Raw genomic sequence first — 12706 nt, 5'->3', positions numbered from 1 at the left:
CTAGAGGTTATTTTTTATGGTTCATAAATCACTTTAAAGTTATGATTGTTTTTTGCTTTAATATTTTTATGATTTCTTAAATAATCAGCGATTAATTGACTCATCATACGACCGTCTTTTTTGATAATTTTACTAGCATTAAACATTGTAAAATTACCACCACCAACAGCTCGATAAATATTTAGAGCAATTTTTAGTTTTTGATTACTAACAACTGGTTTGCCATGATATAGTAATTTTGTAACACGTTGACCAAATGGCTTGGCAACGTTGATTACATAGTCAATTCCTTCATACATATCATAGTTATAATGTTTAGCTTTAGGGAAAATATAATCATGATTAATGGTTATATTCCCATTTTCAGCTGTAAAATATTTGGCACTAGTTTCAATAGCGGCTTTTAAATCAGCACCGGTTATTTCTAGCACAGCTAGTGTATTCGGATAGACATAATTAGTTATAATATTACGCATTGTGATAGGGTTCTCAAAGCCATGTGCTTCATTGTTAAAAAGAGCAGTAGCTGAAATATCAACACCCATAGTTGTCATTTGAATTTCTTGGATAAATTGAATAAAACTATTTTTATTTAAACGAACATTAAACGAATCATTAAACTCCATATTACCTTGAATATTGGCCATAGGTTCATCTAACCAATTATTAATTTGATTTTGTATAGGTAATAAGGTTTTAGCAATGTCGTTATCTATTTGGTAGCCTTTTGTTTCGATTAATTCGGCATTGCTATTTTTTACAGAATATTTACCGTCTTGTTTATCAATATCTAGCTCAATGTGTCCCACATATTCACCACGATGACCTACTTGGATGATTGGAACGTTGAATAAGTGCCCAGCAATTTTGCGATGTTGGTGACCAGTAACGATGGCATCAATACCGTCAATATTAGACAAAATTTCGTAAGTTTCGTTTTCGCCATTTAATTCTTCAGTTGGATTACCAAATTCATCTTTTTCAATACCCCCATGATACACAATGACATTTAAGTCGGTTTGTTTACACATTTCAGGAACGTATTTTTTAGCAGTATCAGCTGCTGATAAAAATTTTAAACCTTTTAGATTATCGGGATTTTCCCATTTGGTAGTACCTTGAGTGGTTAAGCCCAAGAAACCAATTTTAATGCCATTAACATTCTTAATTGCATATGGTTTACCAAGTGGATGATTATTGTGCTCGTCGATAATATTAGCACATAAAAATTGGCGATCAGATTCTTTAATTGCTTTATGTAAATAATCCAACCCATAATTAAATTCATGGTTCCCTAACACTCCAAAATCATAATCCATCATATTGAAAGTATTACTAATTTGAGAGGGAGAAGGTTGCTTTTTAACTTTAGCTATAAAATATGCTAAAGGCGATCCTTCTATAAAGTCACCATTATCGATAGTTACAGTATTTTCCATTTTTTCTTTTTGGTCTTTAAAGCAAGATGCACATCTTAAAAGCCCAAAAGGTTTATTATCTTTTAAATTTACATAGTTAGTAGGGAATAAGAATCCGTGAGTATCACTAGTTGCTAAAATGTTAATTTTCATTCTTTTTCACTCCCGTATATATTCCGTTCATTTAATGAAATTATAATCTTATTTTATCCTTGTGTAAATTTATAATATGTTTTTAAATGCTGTTGATTTCTAATTCTAGTGTGTTAGCATAAAAGTAGTTATGAATATTTACTATTAGTAAGTATTTATAATTAGATATACTTGTTTTTTCGTTAATTAAGCGATTTTAGAGGTGATAGATATGTTGAATCTTTATGTTGCACCAAGTAGTGCTTCAAGTCGTAAAGCCAGAGCTTGGTTAAAAGCTCATAATATCTCATTTAAGGAAAGAAACATCAATTCTAATCCATTAAATGCAGACGAAGTAAAACAAATTCTTCGTTTAACTGAAAATGGTAGTGAAGATATTATTTCAACTCGTTCCAAAATATTTAAGAAATTAAACATCGATTTTGATAGTCTATCATTATCAAAATTAGTTGATTTAGTTGTTAAATACCCAGATTTAATTAAGCGCCCTATCGTGTTTGATAACAAGCGTCTAGAAGTCGGTTATAACGAAGAAGAAATTCGTCGTTTCTTACCACGTTCTATTCGCGAAACTGAATTGAAGGAACTCGAATCACAACTCGAAGCTTAAGCTTGATTTTTAGAGTATACGGCATTAATTCATATTTGAATTAATGCTTTTTTTGTATAGAATGGTATTAACAGGGGAGATGAATTTTATGATACAAATGATTGCGTTAGATTTAGATAATACATTATTAAATTCACATAAAGAAATTAGCCCAAGAAATGAAGATATTTTGAAAAGACTACATAGCCAAGGAATTAAAATTGTTTTATGTACTGGGCGTCCAATTAATGCGGTGTGGCCATATATTGAACAATTAGGATTAACAGAAGGCCAAGACTACACCATTACCTTTAATGGAGCAATGGTTATTAGAAATCGTGATAAGCACTTACTATTCAAAAAAGGATTAAAATTAAAAGATTTTGATTTGGTGCATAAATTTGCTAAAGAGAACGATTTACCATTAGATATTTTAGATTTTGAAAAAGTATACGAATTAACTGACCTAGTTAAGTCTACCTATAAAGAAGTTTTAAATTCTGATTTAGAATTTATTAACGCTAAATTTGATGACCTATCTGATAAGGAATATAGTAAAGCCATTATGTCAGAACAATCAGCCAAATTAGATTGGGCTCGTGATCATATGCCTGAAGCAGTACAAAATCATTATCATGTTGTACGATCGCAACCTAAAATTATGGAATTTATTCAAAATGGTATGAATAAATCAGTTGGATTAGAACAATTATTGAAGCATTTTGATTTAGATTTTGATAATCTGATATCTTTTGGTGATGCAGAAAATGATATTGAAATGCTAAAATCTGCACAATTAGGGATAGTAATGGATAATGCTAAGGATAATATTAAAGCAATTGGTGATGATGTAACGCTTAATCATGATCAAGATGGTGTTGCTGATTATTTAGAAAAATATTTTAAAGACTAAATAAAAAAGTTTCCTACTAATTATTTTATAGTAGGAAACTTTTTTGTTATTTATTGTCTGCAAATAATTTAGTTAAATATTGCATAAATGTTTTTAGATAACGTTCGTCATCAACTTGAATGGCTGCTTTATCTGAAGGATTAGGATCATCTAATTTTGCAGTATCACCAGTAGTACGGCCATAATTTTCTTTACCGTGATGAACAATCATATCAAGATCTAATGTTTTAACAAAAGTAGGGTCACAAGCAACACCAACCGCTAGTGGATCATGAAGCGAACAACCACCTAGTTCAGGATACATTTCATCATAAATGCCAATGTAGTAATCAACAATGTCCGCAAATTTTTCACCAGCCATTGTACCTAAATCACGCCATTGTTGAGTTTCTTTTTTAGTTAATAATGTTCTTAAAGTAACATCTAAACCAACCATAGTAACAGGCACTTTGTTAGTGAATACTTCATTTGCGGCTTCAGCATCTTGATTAATGTTTGCTTCAGCAGCGTCTGAAACATTACCAGGAACAGTTAGAGCACCACCCATTAAAGTAACGTGACCAATTAAATCACTAATTGCAGGATCCTTGCGAAGTGCTGCTGCCAAATTAGTTAATGGACCAGTAGGAATAATAGTTAAATCTTTGCCATATTTATGTGCAGCATCAATCATAAAATCAACACCAGATTCTTTTTCTACTGAACGGCTACTTTCTGGTAATTGAACTTCACCAATTCCATTTTTGCCATGAATATGAGCTGAAACAGGCATTACATCAAAATGATCACTTGTTTGTGAATGACTTTCACCTTCGAATACTGGCACATCACTTGCACCTAGTAAATCAAGAATTTGTAATGAATTTTTAGCTGCTTGTTCAACAACTACATTTCCATAAGAATTAACGATACCAACTAAGTCAGCATCAGGTGCAGCAACAGCATAAGCAATAGCCATTGCATCGTCTACACCAGTATCTAAATCAAGAATTAATTTCTTTTTTGCCATAATGAAAAACCCTCCCAAATTTTTTGCCCCTCATGAAATTATTTTTTCATGAACATTTTTCATTTATAAATTCATTATATTGCTCAAAACTGAAAAAATAAACCATTTTAATATAATTTATTTAATGAACTATATTAAATCCGAACAATAAAAAAGACTGAAGCACATATCTTCAGTCTTTTTCTTATAATTTAGGATGCTTATTAAACAAGAATTCAGCAATCGTCTTATCAAGGCTAGGGTTTTCATGAAGCATTGAATGTTCTGCTGAAAGTGGATCAGCTCGATAGAGATAGAATTGATAACTCTTAACATATGGAGATACCAATTTACCCATAGGTTTAACAATATTAACGGCTTCTTCACCATCAGTACCAACATTATAAATTTCACCAGCAATGTTTAATACATGTAAAGTACGAGGTAAATTCTTAACACGTTTATCATTTGGATCATAATCATTAGCGATACTTACAAATTTATTAGCCTCTGGAGCATTCTTTTGATGTGGATGTTTTACCATGTATTCATAGGCAATTGTTCCACCAGATGAATGCCCTAAGAAGTTTACTGACTTAATGTTGTATTTATCATGTAGGTATGACATTACGTTAACCATTTGATCAGCTTGTTTTTCAGGATGAGTGTTATCTTGGAAAATTAATTGCACTAATGGGTTATCTTTCTTAATTTTTTTAACATATTGTTTCATGGTAGAAACTTTACCATCATTAGATATATAAATACGTAATGAACGTTTAGCAATCCCATGATCATTAAATTGGTTTATGAAATCGTCAGTAGAAACGGCATTCCCACCATAACCAGGGATGAAAATGGTTGCAGTTCTGCTTTTTTCGACTTTAACGTCATTTAAGACGCGTCCTCTAAAAACCCAAAGGGTAGATGTAATAAACGCAATTGCTTCTAGGAACAAAACAATTCCGATGATAATCTTTCTTTTTCTTCTGCTATGCATAAGTGCTCTTCCTTTGCTAAAGTATGACTATATGGTACATAATATATTAAATAACACCAAAATAAAAGGAGTTAATTTAAAATGACAGATTCAACTTATGATATCACAATTATTGGCGGTGGTCCTGTTGGAATGTTTGCAGGTTTATATGCTGGTCTAAGGGATGCTAAGTTTCAAATTATTGAAAGCTTATCTGAGTTAGGTGGCCAAGTAAATGCTCTTTATCCAGAAAAAACTTTATTAGATATTCCTGGTCAAGCAGCTATTAAAGGTCGTAATTTGGTAAGTAATTTGCAAAGCCAATTAGATACAATGAATGGTGATATTAAGTTAAATGAGACTGTTACCAATGTAGTCAAGGATGAAAATATATTTAATATTACTACCAATAAAGGTAATAGTAAATCGAAAGCCATTATTATTGCCGTAGGGAATGGAGCATTTAATCCTCGTAAATTAATGGCAGATGGTGCCGATGATTTTGAAGGCAAACAATTAGTTTATACCGCTAAGGATGTTCAACAATTCAAAGATAAGACAGTTTTAGTTGCTGGAGGTGGTGATTCAGCAATTGATCAAGCTTTAATGTTAGAAAAGACTGCCAAAAAAGTCTATTTACTTCACCGTCGTAATGAGTTTAGAGGATTAGAACATATGGTAGATTTATTGAAAAAATCTTCTGTTGAATTAATTACCCCATATTTAATTAAACAATTGAAAGCTGCTGATAACGACCAAGTTAAAGTTGTTGCTAAAAAGATGAAGACCGATGATGATTTTAAAAATCTTAACGTTGATAAAATTTTAGTAAATTATGGTTTTATTTCTAATAACAAAAATATGGAAGGTTGGAATTTAGACCTAGAAAAAGATCATCATGCTACTAAAGTTAACCCAACTTTAGAAACCAACATTCATAATATATATTCAGTAGGTGATCAAGCCAAATATAATGGTAAACAAACTATTATTGCTACTGGCTTTGGAGAAGTGCCTATTGCAGTTAATGCAATTATGAATGATTTATATCCTGATAATCATACTCCAATTCATAGTACTCAGCTAACCAATGATTAGTTTTTATTTTTAGTGTTCCTTTTTTGGGGAACACTTTTTTTATTAATATTTTTTTGTAAATAATTGACCTGTTTGGTTAATTCTTCAATTTGTGCACTTAGTTTATCAATTTTATCATCAGTTGCATCACTACTATCATGAGTGAAAAAATCAGTAATGGTAGATGTTAACAAACCAATAAAACCAACCCCTCCGAACATTAGGAATACAGCGATACATCTACCGCCAGCAGTTTGAGGGGCAATATCACCATAACCAACAGTGGTAGCAGTTGTAATTGCCCACCACAAAGAAGTGGATAGATTATAATGTTCAAAAAATGCAAAAATTAATGCACTTAAAATTAAAATTACAATACTGACAGAAAATAGATAAATAAATCCAGTGTCATATATAAAACGATGTAACCCGCCAGTAAATTTACCATCCCAGCCAAATTTCCAAAAAATATTGTAGTATCTTACAATTCTTATCACCCGGTATAATCGAAAAATTACAAAAATAGGGTGTGCTGGAATCAATGAGATTAAATCCAAAGCAGTATCTAAAAGGAATTGTTTTTTATTCTCTGCCATAAAGAACCCAGTTACATAATCTATGATGTAAAATATCCAGATACCATAATATATTTTAAATAAAACACCATGATAAATGTTAATAATATTAAGATAATCAAAGATGACCAGTAAAACTGATATAACTGCTAGCATAACAATAAAAATACTATATAGTATTTCAATCTTTTTATTTTTAAATCTTTTCATTTCTTAACGCTCACTTATTAATATAAATTTATTACAGTCATTTTAGAATAAAAATTATAAAATTCAAATAAAAAAGCGAACACTTATGACTAAAATGTTCGCTTTTATTTAATTATCAAGGTCTTGATGTTTGTTATTTAATTTAGAATTTCTGTTGGTATAGTGCCTTAATTCGGGAGCATCAGTCTTATATAGTGCTTTGGTTGAGCGATTTTTATTTTGACTGAAGATACTAGTAGATTTTTTGCCTAATTCAGTTTCTTTACCCTTTTCTTTTTGTAAACCATTGGTGTAATTATAATCATTAGGATTTACTGGTGTAAATCCGTTTGGATTGTAAAAACGTAGTAAGTTTTGCTCGTTTAATTCATCTGAGAACGATAATTCAGTATTTACACGTGCTTGCATCTTATTAAAAATTCGACGTTGATTTGGTGATGGTTGTAATGCTTTACCAGTTTTATTGCTATAGATAGTCCCACCAATTGAAGTGTATTTAGTGCTTACCCAATCTCGATCTCTAAATGCCACGATTGTATCGTGTTCATTTGAGAATAAATCAGTTCCAAATTGAACATATTTTTTAGTATTAATTCCCAATAAGTGTAATAGAGTAGGTAGAACATCAATTTCACCGCCATAAGTATGGTCGACATAACCACCTTTTTTACCAGGAATATTAAACATTAATGGAACTCTTTGTAATTGTGCATTATCAAAATCATTCCAATTATCAGGATTTTTACCAATTACTTTGGCTAAATTAGGATTTTCAGAATTTGAAATACCATAATGATCACCATAAAGCATAATGACAGATTTTTTCAATAAGCCGACCTTATTAAGATAATTATAAAATTCTTTAATAGATTGATCTAAATAATGAGCAGTCTTAAAGTAATTATCAACACTGCTATCACCAGTGTTAGTAGTCTTAAATTTAGAATCTTCATTATCTAAAGTATAAGGGAAGTGATTGGTAACAGTTATATACTTAGCATAAAAAGGTTGTTGTAATCTTTGCAGGTATTTTACTGAGTCTTTAAATAACAATTTATCTTTTAGTCCATAGCCTAGTGATTTATCACCAGAAGTATCATAGTAACTAGAATCAAAGAAATATTGGTATCCCATATTTTTGTAAACACTGTTACGATTCCAAAAACTAGCAACGTTTCCATGAAATACAGCACTAGAATAATTTTTTTGCTGTTTTAAAATAGCTGGGGCGGCCTGGAAAATATTATCACTACCAAATTGGGTAAATAATGATCCTTGTGGTAACCCAAACGTACTGGTTTCTAGCATGTTTTCAGCATCCGATGTCTTTCCTTGACCAACTTGATGAAAGAAATTATCGAATGAATAAGTGGACTTATTTTTATATAAACTGTTTAAAAAGGGGGTGACTTCTTTACCATTAATCTTTTTATTAATTAGAAATTGTTGAAAACTCTCTAAATGAATTACAAAAACATTCTTACCCTTAGCCAGGCCAAACATTTTGTTATTAGGAGCAGCATAATGTTTACGCGTATATTTTAAAACATCATCCATTTCTGATTTAGTAGCCATTGCTCTTAAATCATTATTATGTTGTTGTTTAATAGCATCATACATAGTGAAAGAGTCAATTCCTAAATATTTTACTATGTAAGTTCGATCAAAAGTTCTTGTTAGCAGTTGAGGTCTATCCATTTCACCAAATGATAAATTGATGGTAAATAATAATACTGATAATGAAGTAATTGTGAATGCTCCTTTAAAACCAATTGGCTTTTTATCAATTCTAATAACTCTTAATAACATTAAAAATATAATTATTACTAAATCTAACCAAAAGAAAACATCGTGAGGCATAGTTAAAGCTAAGGATGAACCACTTAAACCTTGATTTACTTTAGAATAACCAGTCATGGTACTAATCGTCATAAAATCGGTGAATTCACGGAAATATATAACGTTTAAATACAATAATAGAGTATTTACGATATCTAGGATTAATATAATTGGATAGAATAAACGACTTGGCTTGATATACATTGCAATGCCAAATAAAAAGGCAGTTGTTGCAATAGGGTTTATCAAAGCCACTATGAATTCAAAAGGACTATTTAATCCTAACTGAAAATCATAAAAATATGCATATATAGTTTTTAGCCAAAAAAGAAATAACAATAGACTAAAGAATCCCAGTCTAGTACTTAATTTTTGACGAATATAATTCATCGCTTTCAATTTTATAGCTCCTTTGATAATTCATAATAGTTTTAATATTAACAGACAAATAAAAAAATGACATTCTTTTATTTAATCTAAATTTCAGTAGCTACTATATATAGATTTTTTTATTTTTGAAATCTATATATAGTTGAAATTTATATAATTTGTTGTAAAATAAAAGTTAAGTTATTAGGGGAGGTTTATTTAGACAATGCAAGCAAAAAAGAAACTTGATATTCAATTGAATGATGGCAAAATCATTCAATTTATGCCTGATATGATTCATAAAGATTTATTGTCTTTAACGAATAATCAAGAAATTGTTTATAGAACTGAACGTTTGATTTTGGTGCAATTAGCCTCCTACAATTTAATAAAATTACATGAATTAAGAATGATTATTTATCGAACCTTAGACCAATTAAGATATCATAAAATTGCTTCTAAGTATTATCATGAGGAGCTAAGTTAATATATCCATTAAAAAAGATGTTTCCCAATTTAGGAAACATCTTTTTTAATTATAAACATTTTAGAGATTTTTAATCGTCGATATGACCATAGCCAACAACGTTCCACCAAGGAGCCTTGATGCTTTCTTGAACAACACCGCGGTTTTGTGCATCAATCATTTTACCATGACCGATATACATACCTACATGATAGATACTTGCAGTTGAACCACCAATAAATACTAAGTCACCTTTTTGTAAGTTATTACGTGAAACCTTAGTTGAAGCATTGTATTGAGCTTGAGCAGTTCTTGGTAATCTAACACCTAGAGAATTTTTATAAACATATCCTGTAAATCCTGAACAATCAAATGCATTGGATCCAGTTGCACCATATATGTATGGACTACCTAATTTTGATTTGGCAACTGTATAGACTTGTTGAAAATTATCATTTGCATCTGCATGTACATTATTGTTGCTGATTGCTGATCCCATAAATAATAGTGAAGTAAATGCAATCATGGTCATCGCTAACTTTGTAAAATACTTTTTCATCTCTAAAAATGTCCTCCTCGTTTATTTATACTTATAATAATAGTAAAAGAATATTGCAAAAGTGTAACAAAGCAGTTTCATTCCGATTAAATCATGCAATTAATAGTGTAATAAAGTGATTTTTGTTGTTTAATATTAATTGTGATATAAAAATTAATGAAACTAACTAAAAATTATGCTAAATTAATAAATAGTTTCACAATTATATTATTGCAATGAAAGGAAAACACAATGGATAATAATTTTAAACCCTTATTTCCCAAAGCCTTAGATTTAGATCAATTAATATTTAAAATAGGCGAGGTTAGTAAGATATTAAATGTCTCTGCTCGCCAACTAAGATATTGGGAACAAAGGGGATACATTCAATCTATTCGTAGCAATTCTTATTCATCACGTGTTTTTGACATGAAAAATTTCATGTGCGCTAATCTAATGAAGTATTATTTAGATAAAGGTTTCACTCTGTCTGTTGCTCATGAATCGGCTAAAAAGAACTTAGATAACATGAAGTTTATAAGAAAATTTATGACACACTCGTTTCAGGGAATCGAAAATATTAATAATCATCCTGCTGTTAATTTAGGATATTTTGATAAAGAAAAGAAAAAATTATTATATGGATTTATTGATGAAGAAAATAATATTAGTTATAAAGTATTAAAAAATGACTAATTTTGAGGAGAAATATTTAAATGAAAACTTTTAAATGGATTTTTGGAATAATAGTTGTTTTAATTATTGGCTTTTTTGGTTTTAAAGGTGCTAAAGCTGTTTACAATAATATGGAACAAAACCAAGTTGCTAAAGATAATCAAAATCAAATTATAGAAACACAAAAAAAAGAAGCTGAAGCCAAGCATAAATTTGCTGTAAGTATTGCTAATCCTTCAATTAAGGTCTATAAACAAAGCCATCAAGTATTGCCAAGTATTGTGGTTGCCCAAGCAATTCAAGAATCTAATTGGGGAACTTCTGAATTGTATAAGAAAGCCAATAATATTTTTGGTATTAAGGGTAAGTACAAAGGGCAATTTATCAGATACTATACTGATGAATATGTAAGTAATGATACACCTACCAAAAAAGGTGAAAAAGTTGTTCGTGAAGGTTCACAAAAGAAAGTATCTGTTCCTGCAACTTTTAGAAAATATCCAAGTATTACCGAAGCTGTTGAAAATCATGATCGTGTAATTGCACTTAACTTTATTAAACAAAAGAATATTACTAGTTATGTTGATCAAGCTAACATGTTACAAAAAAATAATTATGCGACAGATCCTACTTATGCAAAATCGTTAATCAAATTAATTCGTCAATATAATCTAGAAAAATATGATAATGAGGCAATAAATAATTAAGACATTTTATGTCATTTTTTAATTAATTTAATATATAATATAGTTATATTATATAAGTAAAGGAGACCTTAGTTGTTATCGATATTAGGTAAGTTATATGGTCCATTTTTTGATGGAAATAATTGGATTAGTGTCCTAACATCTGAAGATGCATGGATTGTTATTCTTTCATTAGTTTTAATTGAATGTTTATTGTCAGTTGATAATGCAGTTGTACTAGCTGCCCAAACACAAGTTTTACCAGATAAAAAAGAGCAAGAAGAATCTTTATTTTATGGTATTTGGGGATCTTATCTTTTCCGCTTTATAATAATTGGATTAGGTACTTTTTTAATTCATTTATGGGAAATTAAGATCATAGGTGGTTTATATCTATTTTATTTAGTGTATAAACATTTTTTTGGTCGTGAAAAACAGAAGAAAAATTTTTCCAATAAAGCTAAACCTGGTAGTCGAAAACAATTCTGGATGACAGTTGCACAAATTGAATTTATGGATATTGTTTTTTCTGTAGATTCAGTGTTGGCAGCACTAGCTATTTCACCTAATCCAGTTGTGGTATTAATCGGTGGTTTAATTGGTATTTTATGTATGCGGGGAATTGCTGAAATTATTATGGTAATTATGAAGAAAATTCCTGAGCTTAAATCTATGGCATACTTTTTAATTGCTGTTATTGCATTGAAATTGGTCCTTTCAATCCCGGCAATTGATATTGAGATTCCACCTGTTTACTTTGGATTAATTGTATTAGTTACTTTTATAGTTACAATTATTATCCATTTTGTTCGTCGTAAGATAAAAAAATAGGAGCGATATATATTTCAACCGAAATTACTAGAAATAATATTAAACAAGAAACTGATAATAAAATAACCGTTATTGATTTTTGGGCTCCTTGGTGTGGTCCATGTAAGATAATGGATCCAGTTATAAATCAAATGGAGAAACAATTTGCTGATAACATTCACTTTGGAAAAATGAATGTTGATGGTAATGAAGATATTGCCAAACAGTATAAAGTAATGAGTATGCCTAGCATTGTTTTGTTTAAAAATGGTAAGGCTGTTGAAAAAGTAACTGGAATTTACTCAACTAAACAAATGGCACATTACTTAAAGCGTAAATTAGCAGAGATTTAGTTTCTTATTGACTTTTAAAATACCAGATGCTAATATTTATTTAATCGAATATTAATAAAACAGTTATT

At 29.8% G+C, this 12706-nt stretch carries 14 protein-coding genes; 8 read left to right on the top strand and 6 right to left on the bottom strand.

Features of this window, described 5'->3' with window-relative positions; translation table 11 throughout:
• Positions 1-14 precede the first annotated feature (14 nt).
• Complete coding sequence (locus C7N71_RS01635; RefSeq protein ID WP_105987441.1) at positions 15-1571, bottom strand: bifunctional metallophosphatase/5'-nucleotidase; 1557 nt, start codon at positions 1569-1571, stop codon at positions 15-17.
• A 211-nt stretch (positions 1572-1782) separates the two neighbouring features.
• Between C7N71_RS01635 and spx the strand changes: the two genes are divergently transcribed.
• Complete coding sequence (gene spx / locus C7N71_RS01630) at positions 1783-2181, top strand: transcriptional regulator Spx (RefSeq protein ID WP_105963966.1); 399 nt, start codon at positions 1783-1785, stop codon at positions 2179-2181.
• Positions 2182-2269: 88 nt separating this feature from the next.
• Positions 2270-3073 carry a Cof-type HAD-IIB family hydrolase gene (locus tag C7N71_RS01625; RefSeq protein ID WP_105987440.1) on the top strand — a complete coding sequence of 268 codons (804 nt, stop codon included), beginning with the start codon at positions 2270-2272 and terminating at the stop codon, positions 3071-3073.
• A gap of 46 nt (positions 3074-3119) precedes the next feature.
• Here C7N71_RS01625 and C7N71_RS01620 read toward each other — a convergent pair whose 3' ends face one another.
• Together C7N71_RS01620 and C7N71_RS01615 are read right to left on the bottom strand one after the other, a co-directional pair.
• Positions 3120-4082, bottom strand: a complete 963-nt coding sequence (locus C7N71_RS01620) for a nucleoside hydrolase (protein WP_105987439.1) — start codon at positions 4080-4082, stop codon at positions 3120-3122.
• A gap of 184 nt (positions 4083-4266) precedes the next feature.
• Positions 4267-5061 (bottom strand): alpha/beta hydrolase, encoded by a 795-nt coding sequence (locus C7N71_RS01615; RefSeq protein WP_105963963.1) that lies wholly within the window; start codon positions 5059-5061, stop codon positions 4267-4269.
• A gap of 81 nt (positions 5062-5142) precedes the next feature.
• On the opposite strand from C7N71_RS01615, the gene C7N71_RS01610 reads away from it, so the two are divergent.
• Positions 5143-6138 (top strand): NAD(P)/FAD-dependent oxidoreductase, encoded by a 996-nt coding sequence (locus tag C7N71_RS01610; RefSeq protein WP_105987438.1) that lies wholly within the window; start codon positions 5143-5145, stop codon positions 6136-6138.
• Here C7N71_RS01610 and C7N71_RS01605 read toward each other — a convergent pair.
• Complete coding sequence (locus tag C7N71_RS01605) at positions 6135-6902, bottom strand: potassium channel family protein (protein ID WP_105987437.1); 768 nt, start codon at positions 6900-6902, stop codon at positions 6135-6137. The two genes, C7N71_RS01610 and C7N71_RS01605, sit on opposite strands and share 4 nt — an antisense overlap.
• Positions 6903-7010: 108 nt before the next feature.
• Positions 7011-9131, bottom strand: coding sequence for an LTA synthase family protein (locus tag C7N71_RS01600; RefSeq protein ID WP_105987513.1), 2121 nt, complete (start codon positions 9129-9131; stop codon positions 7011-7013).
• Positions 9132-9336: 205 nt separating this feature from the next.
• Here C7N71_RS01600 and C7N71_RS01595 point away from each other — a divergent pair, with 205 nt between their 5' ends.
• A complete protein-coding gene (locus tag C7N71_RS01595; RefSeq protein WP_105987436.1) occupies positions 9337-9597 on the top strand; it encodes a hypothetical protein in 261 nt (86 codons plus the stop codon).
• A gap of 70 nt (positions 9598-9667) precedes the next feature.
• Here the strand turns inward: C7N71_RS01595 and C7N71_RS01590 are convergent, their stop codons facing one another.
• Positions 9668-10135 (bottom strand): C40 family peptidase, encoded by a 468-nt coding sequence (locus tag C7N71_RS01590; RefSeq protein WP_105987435.1) that lies wholly within the window; start codon positions 10133-10135, stop codon positions 9668-9670.
• Between the two features lie 231 nt (positions 10136-10366).
• On the opposite strand from C7N71_RS01590, the gene C7N71_RS01585 reads away from it, so the two are divergent.
• From C7N71_RS01585 to trxA, 4 genes are all read left to right on the top strand, one after another.
• A complete protein-coding gene (locus tag C7N71_RS01585) occupies positions 10367-10810 on the top strand; it encodes a MerR family transcriptional regulator (RefSeq protein WP_105987434.1) in 444 nt (147 codons plus the stop codon).
• Between the two features lie 20 nt (positions 10811-10830).
• A complete protein-coding gene (locus C7N71_RS01580) occupies positions 10831-11496 on the top strand; it encodes a glycoside hydrolase family 73 protein (RefSeq protein ID WP_105987433.1) in 666 nt (221 codons plus the stop codon).
• Positions 11497-11568: 72 nt separating this feature from the next.
• Positions 11569-12306 (top strand): TerC family protein, encoded by a 738-nt coding sequence (locus C7N71_RS01575; RefSeq protein ID WP_105987432.1) that lies wholly within the window; start codon positions 11569-11571, stop codon positions 12304-12306.
• Positions 12307-12317: 11 nt separating this feature from the next.
• Positions 12318-12638 (top strand): thioredoxin, encoded by a 321-nt coding sequence (gene trxA, locus C7N71_RS01570; RefSeq protein ID WP_105987431.1) that lies wholly within the window; start codon positions 12318-12320, stop codon positions 12636-12638.
• Positions 12639-12706: the final 68 nt, after the last annotated feature.

The organism is Apilactobacillus timberlakei (assembly GCF_002993965.1).
In the GTDB taxonomy this organism is placed as follows: Bacteria; Bacillota; Bacilli; order Lactobacillales; family Lactobacillaceae; genus Apilactobacillus; species Apilactobacillus timberlakei.
The sequence above is the reverse complement of the archived record's forward strand: the minus strand, read 5'-3'. Positions and strand labels throughout refer to the sequence as shown.

What these genes read in the sequence shown, in the direction of transcription:
- C7N71_RS01610 (WP_105987438.1), top strand. Translation starts at nt 5,143, where the DNA reads ATGACAGATTCAACTTATGATATCACAATTATTGGCGGTGGTCCTGTT.
- C7N71_RS01595 (WP_105987436.1), top strand. Translation starts at nt 9,337, where the DNA reads ATGCAAGCAAAAAAGAAACTTGATATTCAATTGAATGATGGCAAAATC.
- C7N71_RS01590 (WP_105987435.1), bottom strand. Translation starts at nt 10,135, where the DNA reads ATGAAAAAGTATTTTACAAAGTTAGCGATGACCATGATTGCATTTACT.
- C7N71_RS01635 (WP_105987441.1), bottom strand. Translation starts at nt 1,571, where the DNA reads ATGAAAATTAACATTTTAGCAACTAGTGATACTCACGGATTCTTATTC.
- C7N71_RS01580 (WP_105987433.1), top strand. Translation starts at nt 10,831, where the DNA reads ATGAAAACTTTTAAATGGATTTTTGGAATAATAGTTGTTTTAATTATT.
- C7N71_RS01625 (WP_105987440.1), top strand. Translation starts at nt 2,270, where the DNA reads ATGATACAAATGATTGCGTTAGATTTAGATAATACATTATTAAATTCA.
- C7N71_RS01600 (WP_105987513.1), bottom strand. Translation starts at nt 9,131, where the DNA reads ATGAATTATATTCGTCAAAAATTAAGTACTAGACTGGGATTCTTTAGT.
- C7N71_RS01605 (WP_105987437.1), bottom strand. Translation starts at nt 6,902, where the DNA reads ATGAAAAGATTTAAAAATAAAAAGATTGAAATACTATATAGTATTTTT.
- C7N71_RS01585 (WP_105987434.1), top strand. Translation starts at nt 10,367, where the DNA reads ATGGATAATAATTTTAAACCCTTATTTCCCAAAGCCTTAGATTTAGAT.
- C7N71_RS01615 (WP_105963963.1), bottom strand. Translation starts at nt 5,061, where the DNA reads ATGCATAGCAGAAGAAAAAGAAAGATTATCATCGGAATTGTTTTGTTC.
- C7N71_RS01620 (WP_105987439.1), bottom strand. Translation starts at nt 4,082, where the DNA reads ATGGCAAAAAAGAAATTAATTCTTGATTTAGATACTGGTGTAGACGAT.
- spx (WP_105963966.1), top strand. Translation starts at nt 1,783, where the DNA reads ATGTTGAATCTTTATGTTGCACCAAGTAGTGCTTCAAGTCGTAAAGCC.